Genomic DNA, 24,101 nt, shown 5'->3' with positions numbered 1-24,101 from the left:
CGTGGCGCTCTTAGACTGAGTTCCTCTTTTGTACTGAAAGCGTAGCGACAGGTATTTGGACACCTGTTGAAAGAAGTTAAAATTTCTTTTTTACAACTAATGTTGCTGCTGGCTTTCCCATTTCTTTTGATGCTCTTTTAAAGCATCGGCAGTAATTTTATCCGGATCCTTTTGTTCTGCACGATACCAATTAAGGAAAATCGCCCCTAGTAATACACCAAAAATAAGCTCTTGTAAAATCTTCATTAAAACGCCGCCTAATTGCTGATCAGCGACAGATGTCATATTTGTAAAGAGCTCTGGTCCTGAAAGAGATAAACTAGATAGTGTAGCAACTGGTACACAAAGTTCCATTGCTTTTAGCCATGCTTCACCATTTGTATATGTTTCATACATAGCGTTTGGTGCAAAAATAATTAACGCACACGCAGGTGTAATTAATACCGCATTAGCGATGATATAGGCTAATTTATGCAAAGGCTTCATTTGTGGTTGATTTGGCATCTTTTGAATCAAAGGCCAGTACATTAAGACAGCAGAAACAAATAATACAAATGTATATGTACCATGTAGAGTTTCGTTTAATTTAATGTAGTCTAGCACTGCAGGTAAGTGATAGAAAGAAAACAGACCAATAAACACAAATACTGCAGCGACGGGAAATGTAAATACTTTAAATAAAGATCTAACAACTGGTGCTTCAATCGCAACTTTCCATACCCACCAAGGAATCCCCTTAATTAAGAAAATCGGTACAAGTAACAATAAAATAGCCATTTGAACCATATGCATTGTAAACATAATGTGCGCCATTAAATCTATTGGAGAACCTTTAATAATATATATCGTTACCATCGCCAATACAAAATAAATAGCCTCTCCTTTTTTCAAAGGCTCACTTACTTTAAAATCCTTGCGCCACTTTGTTGTGACTAGAAAATAGATGACTGTTATAAAAACAAGAACCCCTATTAAGTATGGGCTCCATAAAGCTTGGAAACCAAATATACTAAGTGGCATACAAAACGCACTCCTTTAACTTCAGTATCCCTATTATAGAACGCTTACAAACATTCTGCAATGAACGAAAGGTGAACAAATTACTAACGACAATATAATGTTGTTTTATGGTGTTGAAAAACAATATAGTAAAGGAAATCTTGTAAATGTTGTGGCGCTTTAATGAGGATGATTTCCGTTCCAGGCTACTCGCTTTCCTGTGGGCGAGCGTCGAGCCAGCCGCTTCCTCCGCTAAAGGAACGAAGGCTAAATGCGTCACGTCCTGTGACAATGCCTTCGTGACCAACATCATGTTGGCCTCAGGGTCTCGCCTGTCTCGCTTTCCCACGGGAGTCGAGTAGCCTTCCACTCCAATCAACTCAACAATAGCGTAGAATTTTTATAAATTTTATATATTTCAAAATTGGACACTATGACAACGCATCATAATTGAACTGAGTAGACTTATTACAGTGACGTAATTGTACATCGTTGCCGCTGACACTTCGTTTTCGGCATGTGAAATTTTTTTGCTAAAGTTGTGTTTTTGCTCATTGGAAGGTGGAAGTCTATAAAACTAAAAGTTGGATGTCATCTTGTTAAAAAGTATGTCATGTAGATAAGTTGAGTGGAGACTGGGCGACTCGGGAATCAGCGTCAGAGGAACGAAGGCTAAAAGCATCACATCCTGTGATAACGCCTTCGTAACCAACATCTTGTTGACCCTAGACCCTGCAGCGTAGCGAAGCTTCTCATCGGACGCCCACTCTGCTCTGTGCGAAAGCGAAGCGACAGCAACAACAAATGTTTTAACTGTGCGAAAGCGAAGCGACAGCAACAACAAATGTTTTAACTGTGCGAAAGCGAAGCGACAGCAACAAAGCGCCCAGTCGTAACGGAAATCAACCCTTCATTTTGCTGAAGGATTAATGTTAGTAATGCCGAAGTATTCAACTCCACCTTATAATTGATGGAACTATTATAGAACCCAAAAAGAAAAGCACGTTCCTACAGTAAGTAGAGAACGTGCTTTTTTTGGTGATTACCACCAAATGATTGTTAAAAATGCTAAGAAGAATGTAAATGCGATTAAAATACCCATCCACATGAAGAAGCCAATTACACCACCGAAGTGTGTTTTTTTGTCTTCTAAGTGCATGAAAGCGTAAAGTTGAAGAACAACTTGAACACCAGCAAGCAATAAAATAAGCGGTAATACTAAGTATTTAGAAAAATCAGCAGCAACTACTGCGAATGCGATAAACGTAAAGAAAATCATAATCGCAAAGTTGATAACTTGTTTACGCATATGAACGGCATTATGATGACGATCATACTCGTATTGTGCCTGTGTCTTAGCAACTATAGGTGTATCGTGTGATGACATATTATCCGATCACTCCCATCAAGTAAACTACTGTAAAGATGAATACCCAAACTACGTCGATAAAGTGCCAATATAATGCAGCCACGAAGAATTTAGGTGCATTGTATAAGTTAAGACCACGTTTAGCATTACGAAGCATTAACGTAGCAATCCACACAAGACCTAATGTTACGTGGAAACCATGTGTACCAACTAATGAATAAAACGCAGTTGAGAATGCAGATTGGTCAAATGTAAAACCACGACCTACATAATGATTGAATTCATAAATTTCTAGACCTAAGAATCCAAGACCTAAAAGTAATGTTATACCAAACCAAGTTTGCATAGCCTTAAAGTTAAAGTTACGCATATGGTAAATGGCATAAACAGACGTTAGTGAAGATGTTAATAATAACATCGTCATAGCGAAAGCTAAAGGTAATTCAAATAAACTTTGTGTTGTGAACTCCATGCCAGCTGGCCCTTTGTTCTTAAGCGCTAAGTAAGTAGCGAATAAACTTGCGAAAAGTACAACTTCACAGGCAAGGAAAATCCAGAAACCAACAACTTTATTTTTCCCTTCCATCGTAGCTTGTTCAGGATGATCTGGCCAAGTATGAGGAGTAAATTTAGTATTGAAATCCATTATTTATTTCCTCCTTTGCCGTAAAGATGTTCTTCAATTTCAAGAATTTCTTCTTTGTGTAAGTGGAAGCCGTGATCGTCCTTAACAGAACGGAAAATCATAGCACCAAATGTAATTGCAAGACCAGCAATTAAAATATAAATTGACCATGGTTTATCTGCATCTGGATTGTAAAGAGCACCGAATGCTGCGATAAACATACCCATAGAAATAACAAATGGGATAGCTGAGTTGTTTGGCATATGAATATCACCGATTGGCTCAGCAAATGTAACTTCTTTATTACCTTCTTGCTTTTCAATCCACCAAGGATCTAAACCACGAACAAGAGGTGTTTGACGGAAGTTATAGAATGGGATTGGTTGTGGAATTGACCATTCTAAAGTACGTCCATCGCCCCATGGATCGCGTCCTGCTGGTTTGCCTTTGATTGACATTAAGCAGTTGATTACCATTAAGATAACCCCTACACCCATCATTAATGCACCGATTGTAGAGATATAGTTGAACTGATCCCAACCTTGACCTTCCATGTAAGTGAATACGCGACGTGGCATACCCATTAAACCTAAGAAGTGTTGAACGAAGAACGTTAAATGGAATCCGATAAAGAATACCCAGAAAGTAATTTTACCAAGTGTTTCGTTTAACATACGGTTGAAGAAAATTGGCCAGTAGAAGTGCGCTGAACCAAATAACGCTGTTACGATACCACCAACTATTACGTAGTGGAAGTGAGCAACGATAAAGTAAGAATCGTGTAATTGGTAGTCAAGAGGTGCAGATGCTTGCATTACCCCTGTAACACCACCCGCAACGAATGATGGGATGAAACCAAGTGCATAAAGCATTGGTGTTGTAACTTTAATAGATCCGCCCCAAATAGTTAAGATCCAGTTGAATACTTTCATACCTGTTGGAACCGCAATTGCCATTGTTGCAACAGCAAAGATTGCGTTAGCTGTTGGCCCAAGACCAACTGTAAACATGTGGTGAGCCCAAACCATGAACCCTAAGAAACCGATTAAAATTGTTGCGAATACCATTGAAGAGTATCCGAATAAACGTTTACGAGAGAACGCTGGAATAATCTCAGAGAATAAACCGAACGCTGGTAATACTAAGATATAAACTTCTGGGTGTCCGAAGATCCAGAATAAGTGTTCCCAAATAATTGTGTTACCACCCATTAAATGGTCAAAGAAGTTACCACCGAACATACGGTCAAATAACATCATTAATAAACCAATTGTTAATGGAGGGAATGCGAATAGGATTAATGCACTTGATACTAGAGAAGTCCAAGTGAATAATGGCATACGCATAAATGTCATACCTGGAGCACGCATTGTAATAATCGTAACGATAAAGTTAAGACCTGAAATTAACGTACCTGCACCTGATATTTGTAAACCGAGAACATAGAAGTCAATACCATGTCCAGGAGAATATAAAGATAATGATGCATAAGACGTCCAGCCCGCATCAGGAGCGCCACCCATAAAGAATGATAGGTGAAGGAATACTGCACCTAGGAAGAATAACCAGAACCCTAAAGAGTTAAGGAACGGGAATGCTACGTCACGCGCACCAATTTGTAATGGTACAAGCATGTTCATAAATGCGAATAGTAATGGAGTCGCAGCTAGGAATAACATTGTTGTTCCGTGCATTGTTAATAATTCATTGAAAAAACCAGCTGAAACGAAGTCGTTATTCGGTTTCATTAATTGAATACGCATTAATAACGCTTCAAAACCAGCGATAGCAAAGAACAGTGTACCGGCTAATAAATACATTACCGCTAACTTTTTATGGTCAACAGTTGTAATGTAGTCCCAGACAGTTGCTCCAAAGCCCTTTTTCTGTGTGTATGAGCTCACAACTTTTACCTCCCTCAAGTTTGTTACATAAAACTAAAATTATTTCTCAACAGATAAGCCCATGATATACGTTGCAAGAGCTTGAATTTCTTCATCAGTTAAGTCGCCATAAATCGGCGCAGTACCATCTGGATTCATCATTAAGTTACCTGGTTTGAATTTGCCAGGATCTTGAATCCAATCTTTTAAGTTTTCTTCATTATGTTCTAAGAAACCAGCAACACGGTTACGGTCACCAAAAGTAGCTAAGTTAGGACCTGGTGTGCCAGCACCACTTGTACCTGATACAGCATGACAACCCATACAGCTCTGAGCAAATTTTGCTTCCCCTAGATCTGTTGAAGCTTTGTCAGCCTTTTTCCCATCTGTTGCTTTCATTGAAGCTACCCATGTATCGAAGGCATCTGGGCTTAATGCTTTAACTTTGAAGTCCATTAATGCATGTGAAGGACCACATAACTCAGCACATTTACCATAGAATACGCCGTCTTTAAGGTCTTTTGATTCTTTATCGAATTCTAGATAGAACTTGTTCAAGTTATCTACGTTCGTATCCATTTTACCGCCCACAGCAGGAATCCAGAATGAGTGCTTAACATCGGCAGCTTTTAAGTTAAAGTAAACTTTTTGACCTGTTGGTACAACTAATTCTTGTGCCGTTACAATACCTTGGTTAGGGTATTCAAACTCCCACCAATATAATTTTGCAGTTACATTTACTGTAAGTGCTGTTTTGTCACCGTTTTCATCTACTTCGTCCATCGCAGCAACATCTGCAAATTTGTAAGTAGCCGTAACAACTGGTACAGCTAAGATTAATAATAAAATAATTGGTATAACTGTCCAAATCACTTCAAGTGTGTGACTTCCTTCTACTTGCTTAGGAATCACATTTTCGCCAACTTTTGCGCGGCGGAATTTTAAGAATGCAAGTAAATAGACAACGGATACTACTACTACAACTAACGTCATAATTCCTGTAGCTAGCATTAATAGATTGAATTGTTCTTTACCTACTTGGCCAGACGGTTTCAGTGCAGAAATATAATCTTCACCACAACCAGAAAGGAAAACCATCATCACTGCTAGTAGTGAAAAAAGACGCCACTTTTTAAGCCCTTTCATCATAGCTTAATTAAACCCCTCTTTCTTTGTTGTATTTTCATGTGTACCTAGGACATCAGTTCTGTCTATATGAATTCTTTAAGAAAAGAAAGAATTCCTACATTTAGCTAAACAACGCAAAAATTATGATGGATACAAATAGTATGGTCATATGATTCAAAGAATAGATAAACATTTTATTTGCCCATTTCATATCATCTTTTGTCGTAAAACCTTTAAAAGCTAGAATCAACCAGCCCAAGTTCAATGCAGTCGCAAGAATTAAGAAGCCAATCCCAAGCTCCGGTAAAAGGAAAGGTAACGGTAATAATAAAAGAATCCAGAATAACATTGAGTACTTAGTTCGTTTAAATCCCTTTACTACAGGTAGCATTGGTATATTAGCTGCACGATATTCCTCAGTACGTTTCATAGCAAGTGCATAAAAATGCGGTGGTTGCCACGCAAACATGATCAGGAATAAGGCAAGTGCTCCAGCACCTAATGTAGGCTCCACAGCTGCAAACCCAATAACTGGTGGGATTGCCCCCGAAATACTTCCTACAACCGTGTTACTAACATGCTTTCTCTTTGACCACATTGAGTACAGAACAACATAAGCAAATATTCCTACAAGTCCCCACATGCCGGCCGCAAACGATGCCGCAAATAACAAAATTTCACCTACAATTAAAAATGAGAGGGCAATGGTCAGTACAAAATTCGGCTTAAATCTACCCGTCACTGTCGGTCTTGCCTTCGTTCTTTTCATGATTGGGTCAATATCTTGATCAATAAAGTTATTCATTGCGCCCGAGCCACCTATAATCAATGCTGCACCCAGCATGGTGAACAATATGACATCAAGCTCTTGCAAGAAGTGTCTACTAGTAAATTGAAATGCCAGCCACATCCCTGTAAACGTTGTGACAAGATTCGAGTTAACAATTCCAATTTTTATCAGTGCTAAGAAATCTTTTACAACAGATGTTGATGCTGGTCCACCATTTCTAGTAGCCGCCAGTGCACGACCGTTTGACATGATACCTCTCCTTTCATTTTTGTAAGCATATTCCGCTACCAATTACTATAGCGAAATTTGCGATTGATTTCTAGACATTAAGTGAAATTTAGATGAAGTTGTAAAAATTAGCTTTGTCTAGAAATATAATAAAAACAACATATCTATAGTAAATCATTTTCTAAAATGAATTGTGAAGGTTAGAGTACGAAATTATGAACAATTTGTGAAATGGAATCGACATCTAATACTCCCTACTCTTTACAAGTTGTTTTTTACCTGTATTTTCGATATCATCTATTAGCAGAAACATTACTTTCATGTAATGTTCATAGATAAAGTAGGTGACTCATTTTATGCAACACAACAAGTATATGAAATGGTTTGCTGTTGCCGCTACAGTTGGAATGCTCCTTATTTTACTAGGTGGAGCTCTTGTTACCAAAACAGATAGTGGCTTAGGCTGTGGTCGAAACTGGCCTGATTGTAATGGTTCTCTTATTCCAAAAGAAATAACACCAGAAGTCTTAATTGAATTTTCACATCGTCTTGTAACTGGAGTTGTATCTATTTCAATTCTTGCGTTAACAGTTTGGACATGGCGTAAACTCGGTCATATTCGAGAAGTAAAATTATTAGGTTTCTTAGCGATGTTTTTCTTAATCGCACAAGCTCTTATTGGAGCAGCTCAAGTGTTGTGGGGACAAGGCGATTTTATATTAGCGCTCCACTTTGGGATTTCTCTTATTTCCTTTGCTGCTGTGCTCCTTCTTTCTATGATTGTATTTGAAGTCGATCGGAAATTTGATGCCGATAACGTATTTATTGGTAAAAAGTTACGTTGGCATACAATTGCTGTCACAATTTATTCTTATTTAGTCGTTTATACAGGGGCGCTTGTTCGCCATACAGATTCTAGCTTAATATGTCCTGACTGGCCATTTTGCTATAACGAAACACCGTTCGCACCTTTTAATAATATGTACGAATGGGTGCAAATGGGACATCGCCTAGCAGTTCTTATCTTTTTCATTTGGATTGCATACATAACTTGGCACGTTGTAAAAGAATATAAAAATCAACGCGTTATTTACTATGGCTGGATTATTGCCTTTACTATAGTAATTTTACAAATGATTGCTGGTATGCTAGTAGTCCTAACTAAATTGAATTTAACAGTCGCATTACTTCATTCATTATTTATTTCAATTCTATTTGGTCTACTTTGTTACATGATAATGCTAGTTGCACGTAGCAATTATAATGAAAAAAACAAATAATAGTAGAAAAAGATTCGCTACATTTTTCAGTAGTGAATCTTTTTTTATTTCAGCAAATGTTTCTACCATTTATATGTGAAAAAATCAACAAGTTTATTATTACAATATAGCAAATTTTGGCGTATTATCTCTGCAAAAACATTTGTAGCTGACGCTTTACTTTCGCTACACAAAACATTTGATAAAGATAAAAAGGTTATTAGTATGCTGTAAAAGCCATCTAATAACCTTCTTTATTATCAATTATTCAATTTCAATTAACAAATCGCCTGTTGAAATAGCATCGCCTGCATGAGCGTATACTTCTTTCACGATACCATCTTTCGGCGCTTGGACGGTTGTTTCCATTTTCATCGCTTCAGTAATTAATAAGTGATCTCCACGTTTTACATGGCTTCCCTTCGATACGACTACTTTTAAGACCGTTCCAGGCATCGTCGCGCCAATTTGATTTGGGTTGCTTGGGTCTGCTTTTAATGCCAGACTGCCATCTACTTCGACAGTCATATCTTGAATCACTAGTTCACGGGATTGACCGTTTAGCTCAAAGTATATAACACGTGTACCATCGTGCTGTGGTTCTCCAATTGAAACAAGTTTAATGATTAGTGTTTTTCCTTTTTCGATCTCGACTTCGATTTCTTCACCTAGTTTTAACCCGTAAAGGAATGTTGGCGTATCTAATACCGAAATATTGCCGAAGGAATTCACTGTTTTTGCATACTCTTCAAACACTTTAGGATATAAAGCAAATGCTAGCACATCCTGCTTTGTCACGGGACGATTCAATTTTCCCTCTAGTATCGCCTCTAATTGCTCAAAATTCACAGGCTCTAATAACTCGCCAGGACGTACCGTAATTGCTTCACGATCCTTTAACACAACCTTTTGAAGTGCCTCTGGGAAGCCACCATGCGGTTGTCCTAAATAACCTTGGAAGAATTCAATCACAGAATCTGGGAAATCGATTATTTGCCCTCTTGTCAGGACAGAGTTTTCATCTAAATCATTTTGCACCATAAATAACGCCATATCACCGACTACTTTCGAAGATGGAGTTACTTTGACAATATCGCCAAATAGAAGGTTTACGCGGGAATACATACGCTTCACTTCTTCCCATCGATCTCCAAGGCCTACTGCTTTGGCTTGCTGTTGCAAGTTACTGTACTGACCACCTGGCATTTCATGGACATAAATTTCAGAATGCGGGCTAATCATGCCGCTTTCAAAATCCTTATAATATTTACGCACATCTTCCCAGTAGTACGATAACTTTTCAAGCGCATCGATATCGGCACGAACCTCGCGCTTACCGCCCTTCATTGCATAATACAAGGAGTTTGCACTTGGCTGTGATGTTAAACCTGCCATTGAACCGAGCGCCGTATCAATGATATCTACCCCTGCTTCGATCGCCTTAGCATATAAATAAATACCATTGCCACTTGTATCATGTGTATGCAGATGGATTGGCAGACTTGTTGTCTCTTTCAACTCTGAAATTAAACGGTAGGCTGCTTCTGGCTTCAATAATCCTGCCATATCTTTTATCGCTAAAATATGGGCACCTGCTGCCTCTAGCTCTTTTGCCATTTCCTTGTAGTATTGAACTGAATATTTCGCTCTTGATTCATCAAAAATATCTCCTGTGTAACAAATTGCAGCTTCAGCAATTTTACCTGATTGACGTGCTGCATCAATGGCTACTTCCATTCCTTTAATCCAGTTCAAGCTATCGAAAATGCGGAATACGTCAATGCCTGATACCGCTGACTCAGCGATAAACTCCCGAATTAAATTGTCTGGGTAATTTGTGTAGCCAACTGCATTCGCACCACGCAATAACATTTGGAATAGTACATTCGGTACTTGTTCACGTAGCTTGGCAAGACGCTCCCACGGATCTTCTTTTAAGAAACGGTACGCCACATCAAACGTCGCGCCTCCCCACATTTCAAGTGAGAAGAAGTCATGCATCATGCGCGCTGTTGCATCTGCAATTTCGAACATATCCTGTGAACGCACACGTGTTGCAAGAAGTGATTGGTGTGCATCTCGGAAAGTTGTATCCGTTAATAGCACATCCTCTTGCTCCAAAATCCATTTCACAAGCCCGTCTGCTCCTTGGGCATCTAAAATTTGCTTTGTCCCTGCCGGAGGAACGATTAATTTATCGACTTTTGGGATGCTCGGCTGTACAAAAATTGGCTTTGATTTCTTCTCTACACCAGGGAAGCCATTTAGCGTTACATTGCCAATATAGCTTAAGAGCTTTGTCCCACGGTCCTTGCGCTCAGGGAAATTAAATAGTTCAGGTGTTGAATCGATAAAGCTTGTATCAAATGCACCCGTTAAAAATTTCTCGTGCGTTACGACATTATTTAAAAATGGAATATTCGTTTTCACCCCACGAATACGGAACTCTTTTAAGTTCCGATCCATTTTTGCTGCCGCTTCTTTAAATGTCATCCCTGTCGTTGAAATTTTAACTAGTAGCGAATCATAGTACGGCGTTACTACTGCTCCTTGGAAGCCATTGCCGGCATCTAATCGGACGCCAAAACCACCGCTTGAACGGTACACCATAAGCTTCCCTGTATCAGGCATAAAATCATTAGCTGGGTCTTCCGTTGTGACACGCGCTTGAATCGCATAGCCGATCATTGGAATATCTGACTGTTGTGGGATATGTATTTCCTCACTATGCAGACCGTACCCTGCTGCCACTTTAATTTGGGCATGCACAATATCAACACCCGTAATCATTTCAGTAATCGTATGCTCTACTTGAATACGAGGGTTGACCTCGATGAAATAAAATTCATCACTTGCGACTAAAAATTCTACTGTCCCAGCATTTATGTATGAGACATTTTTCATTAATTGAACCGCAGCATCGCAAATTCGGCTTCTTAAATCTTCCGAAATTGAATTAGATGGTGCGATTTCAACAACCTTTTGATGTCGACGTTGGATCGAGCAATCACGTTCATATAAATGAATGATATTGCCCTGTTGATCGCCAATAATTTGGACTTCAATATGCTTTGGCTTAATAATAGCCTTTTCTACATACACCTCATCAGAGCCAAATGCTGCTTTCGCCTCTGATTTTGCACGTTCATAGGAGGACGCTAACTCCTCTACTGTATGAACAAGGCGCATTCCACGACCACCGCCGCCTAGTGCTGCCTTAATCATAATTGGATAGTCATATGCGCTAGCAAAAGCTTCTACCTCTGCTAAATTAGCTACTGGACCATCTGTACCTGGAATAACAGGAATTCCTGCAGCAATTGCTTGTTCACGCGCCTTTACCTTATCCCCAAACATATCTAAATGCTGGGAAGTCGGTCCAATGAAAACAATCCCCTCTTCTTCACATCGACGTGCAAATTCTACGTTTTCTGATAAAAAGCCATAACCTGGATGAATCGCATCAACATTAGCATCTTTCGCGATCGTAATAATGCCCTCAATATCTAAATAAGCATCAATTGGTTTCTTGCCAGCTCCTACTAAATAGGCTTCATCTGCTTTAAAACGATGAAACGCCCCACTGTCCTCCCGCGAATAAATGGCTACAGTTTGGATATTCAACTCCGTACATGCACGGAAAATACGAATTGCAATTTCTCCTCGATTGGCTACGAGAATTTTGTTGATTGATTCCATTGATATCCCCCTTTATGATTGTGTCTTTCTCCTTTCTACCTTTTCAAACATAGAAATATTGATTAATATTCCCATCGCTAAAGATAGAATAATTATAGATGTCCCACCATAGCTAATAAAAGGTAGCGTGACACCGGTTAACGGGATTAACCCAGTTACACCCCCAAGATTGATAAACGTTTGCCAGCCAATCCAGCTCGCAATACCAGCCGTAATCATACGTGCTAGTGGATCTTTCGTGCGCAATGCAATCGAAAATCCTTTATATACAATAAACCCTAAACCACCTAAAACGATAAGAACTCCCCAAATCCCTAGTTCCTCCATAATAATTGCCATAATAAAATCGGTTTGTGGTTCAGGCAAATACCCTAATTTTTGAATCGATTGACCGAGACCTCTTCCTTCTAAACCGCCTCCGCCAATGGCATAATAACTATTGACAACTTGGTGACCACTACCAGTCTCATACTCAAACGGGTTAATGAATGATTTAAGACGTCCTAAACGGTTTGTCGTTAACATATTTCCTTTAAACAGCATAAGTATACCAAAGATGACTCCTCCAAATGCGCCCAACACCCCAAAAAACTTCCAAAAAGTTTTAAATGGAATACCACTCGCTGCTACAACACTAACAGCAATTCCACATAGAATAATACTTGCTCCCAAGTCGGTTTCAAATGCTACACCAGCAACAACAAGAATCCAGAGGAATATAGGATAAAATATTTCAGTTGGTTGTAGCTTCTCAAGCGTATATTTCTGTCCTTTCCGATAAAAAGCTGCAGCAAAATATAAAATTATAAATAGCTTCGCATATTCAGAAGGTTGGAAATTACCAAAACCTGGAACTATTATCCAACTTTTAGAACCTATCCCTGCCGTATCACCATTACCAGCAACTTTTACCCAAGTAAATAGAACAACTAGCACAGCGGTCAGTAACAACATAACATTTTTATTCGCATAATGTTTATACGGGAAAAATGCCGCTACTAAAAGTCCAAAAAAAGCTACAATTAAATTGAGTACTTGCTTGTGATAAAAGAAATCTGGAGCTTTTCCTTTTTGTGCAATCGCCACCATCATACTGGAGCTATAAATCATTACTAAACCAAATATGCTTAATAATAGAACAGTAAAAAACAATGGATAATCAAAATTTTGTGCATAACGTTTTAAGTATTGTTTCATCGGAAAACCTCATTCTAGAAAAAAAACTCAAATCGCAAATGCGTTTGAGTTTTTTCTTTTTATTTGTCTGTATACGCGTCATGTAGTACAGAAAGTTCTTTCTCGAGTGAATCGAGAATTTCTTTGCCTTTTTCGCGTTCAATGAGTCCCAGCTTCACAGCAAATTCAATTTCACGTGAAAGGCCGAACATTTGTGTATCTAATACTTCTTCATATAGAGGGCATTGTGGCATTGTTAAATGATCCATTTGTACTCGAATGAGGCGAGCAATTTTATCTGCATCAGCAACTAAAAGCTCCAAAGCCTTCTCTTGAAAAGAAGTTTGTGATTTAGTATCCATGAGGACGCCCCCATTATCTGATATTTCTTCGATTCTATCTTAATAAAGTTTATCTTTTAGTCGTTAAAAATGCAAGTGTCTACATTGGAAAATAGAGAAATCGAATTATATTTCTTTATTATCTCTAGTCATTAGCGTTATACTATTTCATGGATATACAAGATTTAAGGAGGATTTCTATAATGGAAACAATAATTCCTATTAAGGGCGCAGTCACATTCCAATTAACATTAGATCCCACTGTTTGGATTTTCGATGATCGTAAATTAGATTTAAAAACGTACTTCGACACAAAAGAAGTTGAAGAAGATTCGGATATTAAATATATGCGTGAGGTAGGTGCTCACTGGTCACGTGAGATTATGGAAGGAGCTACTTTCCCACCAACATTGAAATCAGAACGAAAATTCGACCGTAAAGGGATGGAAACAGGCACTTTCGGAATCGAATTAAGTCACTTCTTGAAAAATGCTGATATTAAACCTGAAGCAACAACAATCGTCATTGAATGTGAAGATAGCAAAGAATATCCATTTACAATCGAAGAAGCTTATACATTAATTTTAAAATATAGCCAAGATGGTAAGCCATTAATGGAAGATGGTCCTGTTCATGTGCTATTTAGAGACGGTTCAAATGTAGACAACCCTATTAAAAATGTATTAGCTATTCGTGCTGAGTAGGAGGGAATGCAATGCGCGTAAAGTGCGTTATTTGCGATACTATTAACAATTTAGATGATAATTTACCGATAGCAAAAAAATTACGCAATCGACCAATTCATACGTATATGTGTGAAACATGTCATGACCGTATTGAAGATAATACCGTCGCACGCATTGAAACAGGAAATTTCCGTTTTTATCGTACTTCACCACAGATGGATAAAGAATTTTAACTGATCAGCCGAAGGAGGTGACCCATTATTTGAGTCACCTCCTTTATCGTTCAGGCTACTCACTCCAAGATTTATCGGAACAAAATCTCATTTTATCGGAACAATTTTAGCTTTTATCGAAATAATATCTCATTTTATCGGAACAATTTCAGTTTTTATCGTAATATTAACAACATGAAGGAGGTGACTCATTATTTGAGACACCTCCTTTAACCATCTAACCATTATTTTTTATAATCGCCTTCTCAATCAACTCGACAACCTGATACATAATCGTCGCAAAAAAGGCGATGATGAGAAGTGACATAAGCACAAGATTAAAATTAAACACTTGGAAGCCATAAATAATTAAATAACCAAGCCCTTTTGAGGCAACTAAAAATTCACCAACTATAACACCTACCCAAGACAGGCCTACATTTACTTTCAAAGTAGAAATAATCGTTGGGAAGGAAGCGGGTAAAATAACTTCTTTAAATATTTGCCACCGGGTTGCCCCAAAAGTTTGTAAAACTTTGCTGTAGTTAGGATCAACCCCTTTAAAAGCCGTATAAACTACAATGGTTGTAATAATGATTGAAATCAACGCACCCATTGCAATAATCGAAAAATAACCTGGACCAAGAGCGACTATTAAAATGGGTCCTAAAGCAACTTTCGGCATAGCATTTAAAATTACTAAATATGGATCAAGTACCTTTGATAGCATCGATGACCACCACAATACGGTTGCTATTAATGTTCCTAGCAGTGTTCCGGCAATAAAACCAATAATCGTTTCAATTAAAGTAACGCCAACGTGAAGTGTTAACGTACCATCACTCACTTTTTCTACTAATGTACGCCACACATGCGTCGGTGAACTAAAAATTAAACGGTCAATCCATCCGAATCTTGAAAGAAGCTCCCATCCACCGAAAAATACAAGTAAGATGATAAGCTGATATAAACGAACATAGCGCTTCTCTTTTTTTAGCATTTGCTGATACTGTTTAAACATTGTATTATCCAAGACTCTCCAGCTCCTTCCAAATAGTTTGGAATATGTCTGAATACGCTGGATGCTGTCGAACATCAAAAGGTGAAAGCTCTTGTAACTCTGAAGGTATATCAAATACTTTATGCAATGTACCCGGATTTGCAGAAAATAGAAATACGCGTTCACTCATCGCAATGGCTTCACCAATATCATGTGTCACAAGAATTGCAGTTTTTTGATAAGCATTTAACGTTTCAACAACCAAATCCTCCAGTTTTAATTTAGACTGATAATCAAGTGCCGAAAACGGTTCATCTAGCAATAAAATTTTAGGATCTACCGCTAAAGTTCTTGCAAGTGCAACTCGTTGACGCATGCCACCCGATAACTCTCTCGGATAATTGTTCCCTACATGCGGTAAACCAATTTCTTGCAAAAGTGCGTTTGCAGTTACTTTATGCGTTTTATTGCTTCGCTCCATGATTTTCAAACCAATCGTGACATTTTCTTCGATGGTTTTCCAGGGAAACAAATAATCTTGCTGAAGCATGTAGCCAATGAGAGATTGATTGTTTATTGAAATTTCCTCACCATCGATGTATACTTTGCCCTCTGTAGACGAAAATAAGCCCGCAATAATTGATAATAACGTTGTTTTCCCACATCCACTCGGTCCTATAAAAGAAACAAACTCACCTTTTCGAATATCTAAATTAATATCACGTAAAACTTCCTTTGCCTGCGTTTTCGAAAAATAACTATGGTGAATATTTTCTACTTTTAAAAATTCCATCTTACTCAGCTGCCTTTTTAGCAAAGGTTGTATTTACAAGCTTTTCATAATCCACCCGTTGAGGAAGTTCACCCGCTTCTCCCATAATCGTTTGCAAGTTATCCCATTCCCCCTCATCCAAAATAGGATCTGTAGCATAGGAACCCTGTGATTTATAACGTTCTACCACTGTTTCGATTAATTCAATATCTACATTTTCAAAGTATGGCTGAATAATTTTCGCTATTTCTGCTGCACTCGATTTTTGCACAAAATCCTGTGCTCGCTTCAATGCATTTGTAAAGCCTTGAACGGTTTTCTCTTCGTCCTTTAAATAGCTGCTTTTCGCCATAAACGATGTATACGGCAATTGCCCAGATTCTGTACCAAACGAAGCGACAATATAGCCTTTACCTTCATTCTCAAACATACTTGCTGTTGGCTCAAATAGCTGTACATAATCCCCCGTTCCAGATGCAAAGGCTGTAGAAATATTAGCAAAATCAATGTTTTGAATAAGTTTTAAATCATTGGCAGGGTCAATGCCATGCTTTTTCAGTACGAACTCACCAGCCATTTGTGGCATTCCACCTTTACGCTGCCCTAAAAATGTGGAACCTTTCAACTGATCCCATGAAAAGTTATCCAACTTTTCGCGCGCCACTAAAAATGTTCCATCTGTTTGTGTTAACTGCGCAAAATTTTGAATCGGGTCATTGGAGCCTTGGAGCGTTACATATATAGATGTTTCCGATCCAACTAAGGCGATATCAATTCCATCAGATAGTAACGCCGTCATTGTCTTATCGCCACCCGCAATTGTTTGTAGCTCAACGGAAAGCCCTTCATCCTTGAAGAACCCTTTTTCAAGTGCTACATACTGCGGCGCATAGAAAATTGAGCGCGTCACTTCTCCAACTTTGACTTTTTCTAGCTCCGTTTTATTACACGCTGTCATAGAAAGAAGTAACATTGCGACAACACTAAATAGCAAACCTTTTTTAAGCCAACGCATTCCATTTTCCTCCTTGATTGATGAAAATAAGCCTATCGACATTAACTTATTCATATCAGAAGAGTTCGGTGCCTAACTTTTAAAATTGTTCTACAGCCCGACACTTCCTACCGTCGTTTTAATTGTTCTATGCTCGCCACTTTCGTTTCTACAAGCTCAATGTGCAACTTGGCGAAATTTCCATCATCTGTATAAGTATTCCATTTAAAATAAAAAAAACAGCCTTAGCGATTCAACGCTAAGACTGTCTCTATTCAGGTAAAATTATTTCACTAATTAGTAGCTTGTTGCTCTTCTCTTTTTTCACGCCATAGACGTGTTTTATAGACGATTAAAATCAACGCAGCCACTATGAGTCCTTCTACCATCGGAAGATATAATGCAAAAAATGTTAACATAATACATCCTAAAAACAAGAAAATGTAAATAACAATATTTTGTGATCGTTTTAATTTCTTTGCAAAGCCTAGTTTATAAACAAGTGCAGAGAGCAAAAACACTAGTGCAAACAGAACATAGCCTGCCATTTCATAGCTCGGTAAGTTTTCATATAAAAAACGAGTAATCCCAGCCATTTTTTCATAGGCTTTTGCTGTTTCATCTATGTTTGCTTGCTCAGCAACTTGAATAACATTTAGTTCACCGAATAAAGCGGACCTAATATCCAAGACTCCTCTTCCTTTCGTGGAAGCAAAAAATTATTGTTCAGCGTTTTTTAATTTTTTCGCTGCTTTTTCACGTTCATTTTTGTCTAGAATTTGTTTACGTAAACGAATAGATTCTGGCGTGATTTCTAGGTACTCATCATCACTTAAGAATTCTAATGCTTCTTCTAGTGTTAATAAACGCGGCTTTTTAATAACGTTTGTCGCATCTTTTGTCGCAGAACGAACATTCGTTTTTTGCTTCATTTTTGTAATGTTCACAGTGATATCATTATCACGTGTATTTTCACCAACAATCATACCTTCATAAATTTCAGTACCTGGTTCTACAAATAGTGTACCACGGTCCTCTACTTGCATCATACCATAAGTTGTTGATTTACCAGTTTCCATTGATACAAGTACACCTTGGTGACGACCACCAATACGACCTGGAATATATGGTTGGTAGCAATCGAAAGTATGGTTGATAATACCAAAGCCTTTAGTCATTGACATGAATTCAGTTGTATAACCGATTAAACCACGTGCAGGAACTAAGAATGTTAAACGAACTTGGCCATTGCCGTTGTTCACCATATCTAACATTTCACCTTTACGAGTACCGATTGATTCGATAATTGAACCAACATTTTCTTCTGGAACATCGATTTGTACACGTTCAAATGGTTCACATTTCACGCCATCAACTTCACGAATGATTACTTGTGGTTTTGATACTTGTAACTCAAATCCTTCACGGCGCATATTTTCAATAAGGATAGATAGGTGAAGCTCACCGCGTCCAGAAACAGTCCAAGCATCTGGTGAAGCTGTATCTTCAACGCGTAAAGAAACGTCCGTTTGTAGTTGAGAACGTAAACGCTCTTCTACTTTACGTGCTGTTACCCATTTACCTTCACGACCTGCGAATGGTGAGTTATTTACTAAGAAAGTCATTTGTAATGTTGGTTCATCAATACGTAATGGCGTTAGCGCTTCTGGGTGCTCAATAGGGCAAACTGTTTCACCAACGTTGATGTCTTCCATACCTGAAACGGCGATTAAGTCACCAGCTTTTGCTGTCTCAACTTCTTCACGTTTTAAGCCGAAGAAACCAAAGATTTTCGTTACACGGAAGTTTTTCACTGTTCCGTCTAACTTCATAAGAGATACTTGTTGACCGACAGAAATTGTTCCGCGGAATACGCGACCAATACCGATACGTCCAACGAAGTCATTATAGTCAAGTAAAGCTACTTGGAATTGTAATGGCTCTTCTGAGTTATCAATTGGTGCTGGTATAGCTTCGATAATTTTCTCAAATAGACATTTCATATCCGCTTCTTGCTTAGATGGATCAGCGTCTAAAGAAGCTGTACCATTTACACCTGAAGCATAGACAACAGGGAAGTCTAATTGATCTTCATCTGCACCTAGTTCAATGAATAATTCAAGTACTTCATCTACTACTTCTAGTGGACGAGCTGAATCTTTGTCCACTTTATTAACAACAACGATTGGTGTTAAACGTTGTTCTAATGCTTTTTTCAACACAAAACGTGTTTGTGGCATACAACCCTCATACGCATCGACAACTAGTACAACGCCATCTACCATTTTTAAAATACGTTCTACCTCACCACCGAAGTCAGCGTGTCCAGGCGTATCAAGGATGTTGATACGAGTTCCTTCATAGTTTACTGCTGTATTTTTAGCTAAAATCGTAATACCACGTTCGCGTTCAATATCGTTAGAGTCCATTGCACGTTCTTCAACACGTTCGTTTGAACGGAATGTACCTGATTGTTTTAGTAATTGGTCGACTAAAGTAGTTTTACCATGGTCAACGTGTGCGATAATTGCGATATTGCGAAGATCTTGACGTAAGTTTGTCATTATTCCACTCCATATTCTTTTTTCGAATGTTTAACTGTGATATTATAGCACAAGAAGGATAGAAATGTCCTTATTAGAATTTTCCTCATTCTAAAAAATATATTTGATTTACAAATTTTTAATATAGGAGGCTCGGCTATGAATCGTGCAAAATTTGTAATGGCCATTTACGCATTAGCTGCTGTTTTAGCAATGTGTTCTATCGGGTATTCAGTAGCAATTAGCAGTGTATTAGGTATAATAGCAGGCATTGTGGCTACTTGTGTCATCTTCATGACAGCCTTTAAAATGAAACGTAAACTACGTGAACAAGGTTTACTATAATATGAGTTGATTGCTTAAGTAAGAAGGAGCCTGTCTAAAAAATAGACGGCTCCTTTTTTATTCATAAGGCACAATATAATTTTCTAATAGCTCTTTGTGTATAGAAGGATTGGCAATGATAAAAGTATCCTGATGCAAAAAGTCAAAGCCCTCTCCATGTAAATTAGTGGTGATGGCACCAACTTCCTTAGCGATAATAGTCCCCCCAGCAATATCCCATGGTGATAGTCGCATCGATACATAAGCATCTAGTTTACCACTAACAACAAACGCTATTTCCATTGCCGCTGAACCATATGACCGCGTACCACGTACTTTCCGAACCATTTCAATGACTTTTTCATGGTGAATATGTCGATTGGGTGCTACCCAATGAGCGTTTATACCAATGACCGATTCCTCCATTTTGACTGACTGCAACTTACGTAATGGAGAGTCATTGTACCATGCCCCTTGACCTGCAATAGCATAAAATAAATCTTCACGCATGACATCGAATATGTAACCTAGCTTGCCTACCCCATGAACAAAAATACCGATAGAAATCATAAAATGACGATGTTGTTTCACAAAATTCATCGTGCCATCGATCGGATCAATAATCCATACGACACCTTCTAACGACTCCACTTTCTCGCCCATTCCCTCTTCCCCTAAAATTTTGTGGGTTGGATCGAAACTTCGTATTTTTTCGATAAAAAATAATTCTGTTTCACGGTCAATATTTGTAACAAGGTCATTGGCATTTGATTTTGTCTCAATAACTAGATTGTACGAAAAGGCCTCCCGAATACGTCTCCCCGCTTCAACTATAATACTTTTCGCAAACTGATCAATTTGTTGTAAATCCATAAAAACCCACCCTTCGATTATAAGAAAAGGCCTCACTCATTTTTTAACTTTCTCACTACTTAAGGCTTGATTTCTCATGACGTTTTGTTAATACGTAGCACCTAGTACTTCCTTGAAATTAATACTTCCTATTATGATATACTGTCTATTTTACCCTTTATAGCAATAAAAATCACCTGCTGTCGGAATATTCAGCAAGCGATTTTTCAAATCGGTATGAAATTTTGACTACGCATAGACGTGCAAGCTCTCAAGTTCAAGCTGAATTTCAGCCAGACGTTTTTTACTTTTTTCAATTTCAAACTCATTTTTTTCATTCATTGCCGAAAAGAGTGAGGCTAATTCATAATCTAATTCTAATTGTAAAATGTGTTCATATTGCTTTTCAATGTCGACTTTACGTATAATTTTTACGATAGGTTTCATAAAAATCACTTCCTTTTTTTATTTTTTCACAATAACTTATCAGCTTCGAGAAAGTTCTTGTTATAAGATTTTTTCCCATTTTCGTAATAAAATAAACCTTATAAATCGAAAGGAGTAAATAAAAAATGACGAAAATAAAATGGACGAATAAAGACTTCAATGTTTTTAAAATAGACGGATTAGAACAGAGAATGGATGCCTTAAATGAATGTGTACGACCAAAATTCCAAACTCTTGGAGAGGATTTTTCTTCCTTCTTTTCGAGTCATCTTGGAGAAGAATTTTATCCTCATGTTGCAAAGCATGCACGTAGAACCGTAAATCCTCCGAATGATAGCTGGGTTGCCTTCGCTCCGTACAAAAGAGGTTATAAATCATTACCTCACTTTCAGATTGGTCTTTGGAGCACACATTTATTCATCGTCTTAGCTATTATTTATGAAGCTCCACAAAAAAATGTGATGGCAGAACGTTTAATCGCCAACAGAGCAATGCTACAGCAACTTCCTGATGACCTCATTGTCTCTGGGGATCATATGTCTCCAGCAGCAACCTCCATGCAAGATGCAAAGGAAGACAAGCTAGATAAATTACTTATTCGTTTACGCGATGTAAAAAAAGGTGAGTTTTTAATAGGCCGACATATTCCAAAAGATCAAGCGGTCAAGCTGTCAGCTAGTGAACTTCATCAATTAACAGAAGATACCTTTAACCGTTTACTCCCTATTTATAACATCATTGTTGGAAAATAAAGTTGTGGCAAAATAACTAAAAACAATGTTCAATGAAAAACCCTTATATTTTATATATTGTGGAAAATTTACGTTATTATCCCTAGCAAATGAAATTTTGTTTGAGGAATACTTTTATGGGTTTGAGTTGAGAGAAGGGAATATTATTTTTTCTCTGTTTTTCAAGATATTCGAAAAAGTTTAATTTTGATTATGTAGTATATGAAGAGCACTTATTTTTAACACTGAGATAGTGTAAAGGTATCAGATAAAACAAGAACTGATTTTGTTCCGATAAACTATGATGAGTAGCCTGAAACGGAAATCACCCTCTTTTTAAAGCAAATTTTAAAACATCCACATCAAAAAAGCGCAAAAAATCAATGTTTTTAAACTTGATTTCTCGCGCTTTTTAAGTTTTTAACCAGTTCTATTTATCTACGTTGCTTCGGGGCAACTTTAATAATTGTGCCATCTGTTGCGTCTTTTGTTTGTTTCACAACAGGATAACTGACATAGCCACTCGCTTCTTCAAACTCACGGAAAATTGTTTTTTCCTCGGCCTGTGAAGGAACAATTTCTTTAAAACGACGATATTTCGCCATCATCACTTCACGCTTAATGCCTTTTTCATAAGCTTGTTCAATTCCTTCAAAAAATTGGACAACATCAACAATTTCCTCCGTTGACCAATCCGTCGAAAACGGATAAGAGTATTCCATTGGACATAACCACCTTTATGTTATTGACCCGATACAAAAAACATATACATTTCTTAAAAAAATGTAGACATCTCTACAGTGACACAACTTATATCTTTTGACTTTCGCTTTTGTGTCTTCCTTATTCTCCGAGCCTAGTTTCGCCGAAGCTACTGCCAATTAGTATGGCTCTCCAAAGGCGATTACAATACGAGATGGCTTGGTTTTCACAATCTCATTAGTACACTGATGTAAATGATTTGTTCGTATGTCGTTATACCCATTTTACCCGGATACTCTCTGCTTCTGCAACCATTCGAGTGATCAGCTCCTCGACAGTTGGAATATCATGGATCAGTCCTGTAACTTGTCCAGCCCAGCCAATACCTTCTTCTTTTTCGCCCTCATAAATAAAACGTTTATTTGCTTTCCCGCTAATATAATCTTTTAAAGCCTCATACGTAGGTGTAGTGCGTTCAATTTCTAAAATCTTTTCCGTAAATTCACTGCGTAACGCTCTTGCTGGTGCACCTATAGAGCGTTTTATAACGGTCGTATCTGCCTCGGTGCTTGCAAGTAATGCTTCTTTATATGCCTCAGAGGCATCAACACATTCCTTTGTCGCAATAAAACGAGTTCCCATTTCAATTCCCTCTGCTCCAAGTGCATGAGCTGCCATCCAGCCACGGCCATCACCAATACCACCAGAGGCAATGACAGGTATTTTCACACTATCGACAACCTGTGGCACGAGCACCATTGTCCCTATATCATCGCGTCCAAGATGACCTCCACCCTCTTGTCCAACAACCATAACAGCATCTGCGCCTAGTTCTTCCGCCTTTTGAGCTTGTCTACGTGCAGCAACAAGAACTAATTTTTTAATATCCGTTCCTTTCAAAATATCAAAAATAGGTGCAGGATTACCGCCAGTCATTGTAACAACAGGTACCTTTTCTTCCACCGCGACGCGCACCATTTCCTCATAACCAGTGCCATACATACCAATTGCAAAATTTACGCCAAACGGTTTATCCGTTAATGTTCGAACTTTATGAATCTCTGCGCGCAATAAGTCAGGATCCCGTAAACTCATTGCTGTTATTTGCCCTAGCCCCCCAGCATTCGACACCGCTGCTGCTAAATCCGCATAAGCTAAATAGGCTAATCCCCCTTGTATAATTGGGTATTTAATATTTAAAAGCTCTGTCACTCGTGTATTCCAATTCATAGTACCTCCCCTTTCCTACGATACTAATTTCTCGAAATTATTAAAAAAACCTTTATTTTTTATTTTTTTCTGCAAAGTCTGTTTTTTCTTGCAATTAGGTGCTATAATTCA

General features: G+C 38.1%; 23 protein-coding genes. 5 read left to right on the top strand and 18 right to left on the bottom strand.

Going from position 1 to position 24,101, the window contains the following annotated elements; all coding sequences use genetic code 11:
- Window positions 1-96: 96 nt before the first annotated feature.
- From ctaG to cyoE, 6 genes are all read right to left on the bottom strand, one after another.
- A complete protein-coding gene (ctaG, locus tag AC3WSO_RS05440; RefSeq protein WP_492529365.1) occupies window positions 97-1,020 on the bottom strand; it encodes a cytochrome c oxidase assembly factor CtaG in 924 nt (307 codons plus the stop codon).
- A gap of 1,021 nt (window positions 1,021-2,041) precedes the next feature.
- Window positions 2,042-2,386 carry a cytochrome C oxidase subunit IV family protein gene (locus AC3WSO_RS05435; protein WP_492529363.1) on the bottom strand — a complete coding sequence of 115 codons (345 nt, stop codon included), beginning with the start codon at window positions 2,384-2,386 and terminating at the stop codon, window positions 2,042-2,044.
- A 1-nt stretch (window position 2,387) separates the two neighbouring features.
- Window positions 2,388-3,014, bottom strand: a complete 627-nt coding sequence (locus AC3WSO_RS05430) for a cytochrome c oxidase subunit 3 (protein WP_492529361.1) — start codon at window positions 3,012-3,014, stop codon at window positions 2,388-2,390.
- Complete coding sequence (gene ctaD, locus AC3WSO_RS05425) at window positions 3,014-4,897, bottom strand: cytochrome c oxidase subunit I (protein WP_197141718.1); 1,884 nt, start codon at window positions 4,895-4,897, stop codon at window positions 3,014-3,016. Before ctaD ends, AC3WSO_RS05430 begins: the two co-directional genes overlap by 1 nt.
- Before the next feature lie 39 nt (window positions 4,898-4,936).
- A complete protein-coding gene (gene coxB / locus AC3WSO_RS05420; RefSeq protein ID WP_492529359.1) occupies window positions 4,937-6,025 on the bottom strand; it encodes a cytochrome c oxidase subunit II in 1,089 nt (362 codons plus the stop codon).
- Between the two features lie 100 nt (window positions 6,026-6,125).
- The gene (gene cyoE / locus AC3WSO_RS05415; RefSeq protein ID WP_492529357.1) at window positions 6,126-7,043 is read right to left on the bottom strand and encodes a heme o synthase; all 918 of its coding nucleotides are present in this window, start codon (window positions 7,041-7,043) and stop codon (window positions 6,126-6,128) included.
- Window positions 7,044-7,378: 335 nt separating this feature from the next.
- Here cyoE and AC3WSO_RS05410 point away from each other — a divergent pair, with 335 nt between their 5' ends.
- A complete protein-coding gene (locus AC3WSO_RS05410) occupies window positions 7,379-8,302 on the top strand; it encodes a COX15/CtaA family protein (protein ID WP_492529355.1) in 924 nt (307 codons plus the stop codon).
- Between the two features lie 243 nt (window positions 8,303-8,545).
- Here AC3WSO_RS05410 and pyc read toward each other — a convergent pair whose 3' ends face one another.
- The 3 genes from pyc to AC3WSO_RS05395 are packed head-to-tail and all read right to left on the bottom strand — an operon-like array spanning window position 8,546 to window position 13,518.
- A complete protein-coding gene (gene pyc / locus AC3WSO_RS05405; protein WP_492529353.1) occupies window positions 8,546-11,980 on the bottom strand; it encodes a pyruvate carboxylase in 3,435 nt (1,144 codons plus the stop codon).
- Window positions 11,981-11,992: 12 nt separating this feature from the next.
- Window positions 11,993-13,177: an FtsW/RodA/SpoVE family cell cycle protein gene (locus tag AC3WSO_RS05400; RefSeq protein WP_492529351.1), complete on the bottom strand. Its 1,185-nt coding sequence runs from the start codon at window positions 13,175-13,177 to the stop codon at window positions 11,993-11,995.
- Between the two features lie 59 nt (window positions 13,178-13,236).
- A complete protein-coding gene (locus tag AC3WSO_RS05395; protein WP_079559730.1) occupies window positions 13,237-13,518 on the bottom strand; it encodes an Fpa/YlaN family protein in 282 nt (93 codons plus the stop codon).
- Window positions 13,519-13,700: 182 nt separating this feature from the next.
- Between AC3WSO_RS05395 and AC3WSO_RS05390 the strand changes: the two genes are divergently transcribed.
- Complete coding sequence (locus AC3WSO_RS05390; protein ID WP_427413727.1) at window positions 13,701-14,201, top strand: molybdopterin-binding protein; 501 nt, start codon at window positions 13,701-13,703, stop codon at window positions 14,199-14,201.
- A gap of 11 nt (window positions 14,202-14,212) precedes the next feature.
- Window positions 14,213-14,416, top strand: coding sequence for a YlaI family protein (locus tag AC3WSO_RS05385; RefSeq protein WP_492529348.1), 204 nt, complete (start codon window positions 14,213-14,215; stop codon window positions 14,414-14,416).
- Window positions 14,417-14,633: 217 nt separating this feature from the next.
- Here the strand turns inward: AC3WSO_RS05385 and AC3WSO_RS05380 are convergent, their stop codons facing one another.
- The 5 genes from AC3WSO_RS05380 to typA all read right to left on the bottom strand — a co-directional run bounded on the left by AC3WSO_RS05380 (window position 14,634) and on the right by typA (window position 19,725).
- Window positions 14,634-15,428, bottom strand: coding sequence for an ABC transporter permease (locus AC3WSO_RS05380; RefSeq protein ID WP_492529346.1), 795 nt, complete (start codon window positions 15,426-15,428; stop codon window positions 14,634-14,636).
- The gene (locus AC3WSO_RS05375) at window positions 15,421-16,188 is read right to left on the bottom strand and encodes an ABC transporter ATP-binding protein (protein ID WP_492529344.1); all 768 of its coding nucleotides are present in this window, start codon (window positions 16,186-16,188) and stop codon (window positions 15,421-15,423) included. The genes AC3WSO_RS05380 and AC3WSO_RS05375 overlap by 8 nt, the downstream gene beginning before the upstream one ends.
- A 1-nt stretch (window position 16,189) precedes the next feature.
- A complete protein-coding gene (locus tag AC3WSO_RS05370) occupies window positions 16,190-17,182 on the bottom strand; it encodes an ABC transporter substrate-binding protein (protein ID WP_492529342.1) in 993 nt (330 codons plus the stop codon).
- Between the two features lie 272 nt (window positions 17,183-17,454).
- Window positions 17,455-17,850, bottom strand: a complete 396-nt coding sequence (locus AC3WSO_RS05365) for a YlaH-like family protein (protein ID WP_492529340.1) — start codon at window positions 17,848-17,850, stop codon at window positions 17,455-17,457.
- A gap of 30 nt (window positions 17,851-17,880) precedes the next feature.
- The gene (gene typA, locus AC3WSO_RS05360; RefSeq protein ID WP_492529338.1) at window positions 17,881-19,725 is read right to left on the bottom strand and encodes a translational GTPase TypA; all 1,845 of its coding nucleotides are present in this window, start codon (window positions 19,723-19,725) and stop codon (window positions 17,881-17,883) included.
- Window positions 19,726-19,863: 138 nt separating this feature from the next.
- Here typA and AC3WSO_RS05355 point away from each other — a divergent pair, with 138 nt between their 5' ends.
- Entirely contained in the window at window positions 19,864-20,049 is a 186-nt protein-coding gene (locus tag AC3WSO_RS05355; protein WP_079559722.1) for a DUF5325 family protein, read from the top strand.
- Between the two features lie 57 nt (window positions 20,050-20,106).
- Here the strand turns inward: AC3WSO_RS05355 and AC3WSO_RS05350 are convergent, their stop codons facing one another.
- Together AC3WSO_RS05350 and AC3WSO_RS05345 are read right to left on the bottom strand one after the other, a co-directional pair.
- Window positions 20,107-20,901 carry an inositol monophosphatase family protein gene (locus tag AC3WSO_RS05350; protein ID WP_492529336.1) on the bottom strand — a complete coding sequence of 265 codons (795 nt, stop codon included), beginning with the start codon at window positions 20,899-20,901 and terminating at the stop codon, window positions 20,107-20,109.
- 228 nt (window positions 20,902-21,129) lie between these two features.
- Window positions 21,130-21,327 (bottom strand): YkzI domain-containing protein, encoded by a 198-nt coding sequence (locus AC3WSO_RS05345; RefSeq protein ID WP_079559720.1) that lies wholly within the window; start codon window positions 21,325-21,327, stop codon window positions 21,130-21,132.
- A gap of 125 nt (window positions 21,328-21,452) precedes the next feature.
- Between AC3WSO_RS05345 and AC3WSO_RS05340 the strand changes: the two genes are divergently transcribed.
- Window positions 21,453-22,079, top strand: coding sequence for a YktB family protein (locus AC3WSO_RS05340; RefSeq protein WP_492529334.1), 627 nt, complete (start codon window positions 21,453-21,455; stop codon window positions 22,077-22,079).
- Window positions 22,080-22,492: 413 nt separating this feature from the next.
- Here AC3WSO_RS05340 and AC3WSO_RS05335 read toward each other — a convergent pair whose 3' ends face one another.
- Together AC3WSO_RS05335 and AC3WSO_RS05330 are read right to left on the bottom strand one after the other, a co-directional pair.
- Entirely contained in the window at window positions 22,493-22,780 is a 288-nt protein-coding gene (locus tag AC3WSO_RS05335) for a UPF0223 family protein (protein ID WP_079559718.1), read from the bottom strand.
- Between the two features lie 253 nt (window positions 22,781-23,033).
- Entirely contained in the window at window positions 23,034-23,990 is a 957-nt protein-coding gene (locus AC3WSO_RS05330; protein WP_492529332.1) for an NAD(P)H-dependent flavin oxidoreductase, read from the bottom strand.
- Window positions 23,991-24,101: the final 111 nt, after the last annotated feature.

This window comes from Lysinibacillus sp. EB106-09-02-XG168, from assembly GCF_058791475.1.
The sequence above is the reverse complement of the archived record's forward strand: the minus strand, read 5'-3'. Positions and strand labels throughout refer to the sequence as shown.

Bases quoted from the DNA above. Each gene is read 5' to 3' on its own strand.
- ctaG (WP_492529365.1), bottom strand. From the start codon at position 1,020: ATGCCACTTAGTATATTTGGTTTCCAAGCTTTATGGAGCCCATACTTA.
- AC3WSO_RS05435 (WP_492529363.1), bottom strand. From the start codon at position 2,386: ATGTCATCACACGATACACCTATAGTTGCTAAGACACAGGCACAATAC.
- AC3WSO_RS05430 (WP_492529361.1), bottom strand. From the start codon at position 3,014: ATGGATTTCAATACTAAATTTACTCCTCATACTTGGCCAGATCATCCT.
- coxB (WP_492529359.1), bottom strand. From the start codon at position 6,025: ATGATGAAAGGGCTTAAAAAGTGGCGTCTTTTTTCACTACTAGCAGTG.
- cyoE (WP_492529357.1), bottom strand. From the start codon at position 7,043: ATGTCAAACGGTCGTGCACTGGCGGCTACTAGAAATGGTGGACCAGCA.
- AC3WSO_RS05410 (WP_492529355.1), top strand. From the start codon at position 7,379: ATGCAACACAACAAGTATATGAAATGGTTTGCTGTTGCCGCTACAGTT.
- pyc (WP_492529353.1), bottom strand. From the start codon at position 11,980: ATGGAATCAATCAACAAAATTCTCGTAGCCAATCGAGGAGAAATTGCA.
- AC3WSO_RS05400 (WP_492529351.1), bottom strand. From the start codon at position 13,177: ATGAAACAATACTTAAAACGTTATGCACAAAATTTTGATTATCCATTG.
- AC3WSO_RS05395 (WP_079559730.1), bottom strand. From the start codon at position 13,518: ATGGATACTAAATCACAAACTTCTTTTCAAGAGAAGGCTTTGGAGCTT.
- AC3WSO_RS05390 (WP_427413727.1), top strand. From the start codon at position 13,701: ATGGAAACAATAATTCCTATTAAGGGCGCAGTCACATTCCAATTAACA.
- AC3WSO_RS05385 (WP_492529348.1), top strand. From the start codon at position 14,213: ATGCGCGTAAAGTGCGTTATTTGCGATACTATTAACAATTTAGATGAT.
- AC3WSO_RS05375 (WP_492529344.1), bottom strand. From the start codon at position 16,188: ATGGAATTTTTAAAAGTAGAAAATATTCACCATAGTTATTTTTCGAAA.
- AC3WSO_RS05370 (WP_492529342.1), bottom strand. From the start codon at position 17,182: ATGCGTTGGCTTAAAAAAGGTTTGCTATTTAGTGTTGTCGCAATGTTA.
- typA (WP_492529338.1), bottom strand. From the start codon at position 19,725: ATGACAAACTTACGTCAAGATCTTCGCAATATCGCAATTATCGCACAC.
- AC3WSO_RS05355 (WP_079559722.1), top strand. From the start codon at position 19,864: ATGAATCGTGCAAAATTTGTAATGGCCATTTACGCATTAGCTGCTGTT.
- AC3WSO_RS05350 (WP_492529336.1), bottom strand. From the start codon at position 20,901: ATGGATTTACAACAAATTGATCAGTTTGCGAAAAGTATTATAGTTGAA.
- AC3WSO_RS05345 (WP_079559720.1), bottom strand. From the start codon at position 21,327: ATGAAACCTATCGTAAAAATTATACGTAAAGTCGACATTGAAAAGCAA.
- AC3WSO_RS05340 (WP_492529334.1), top strand. From the start codon at position 21,453: ATGACGAAAATAAAATGGACGAATAAAGACTTCAATGTTTTTAAAATA.
- AC3WSO_RS05335 (WP_079559718.1), bottom strand. From the start codon at position 22,780: ATGGAATACTCTTATCCGTTTTCGACGGATTGGTCAACGGAGGAAATT.
- AC3WSO_RS05330 (WP_492529332.1), bottom strand. From the start codon at position 23,990: ATGAATTGGAATACACGAGTGACAGAGCTTTTAAATATTAAATACCCA.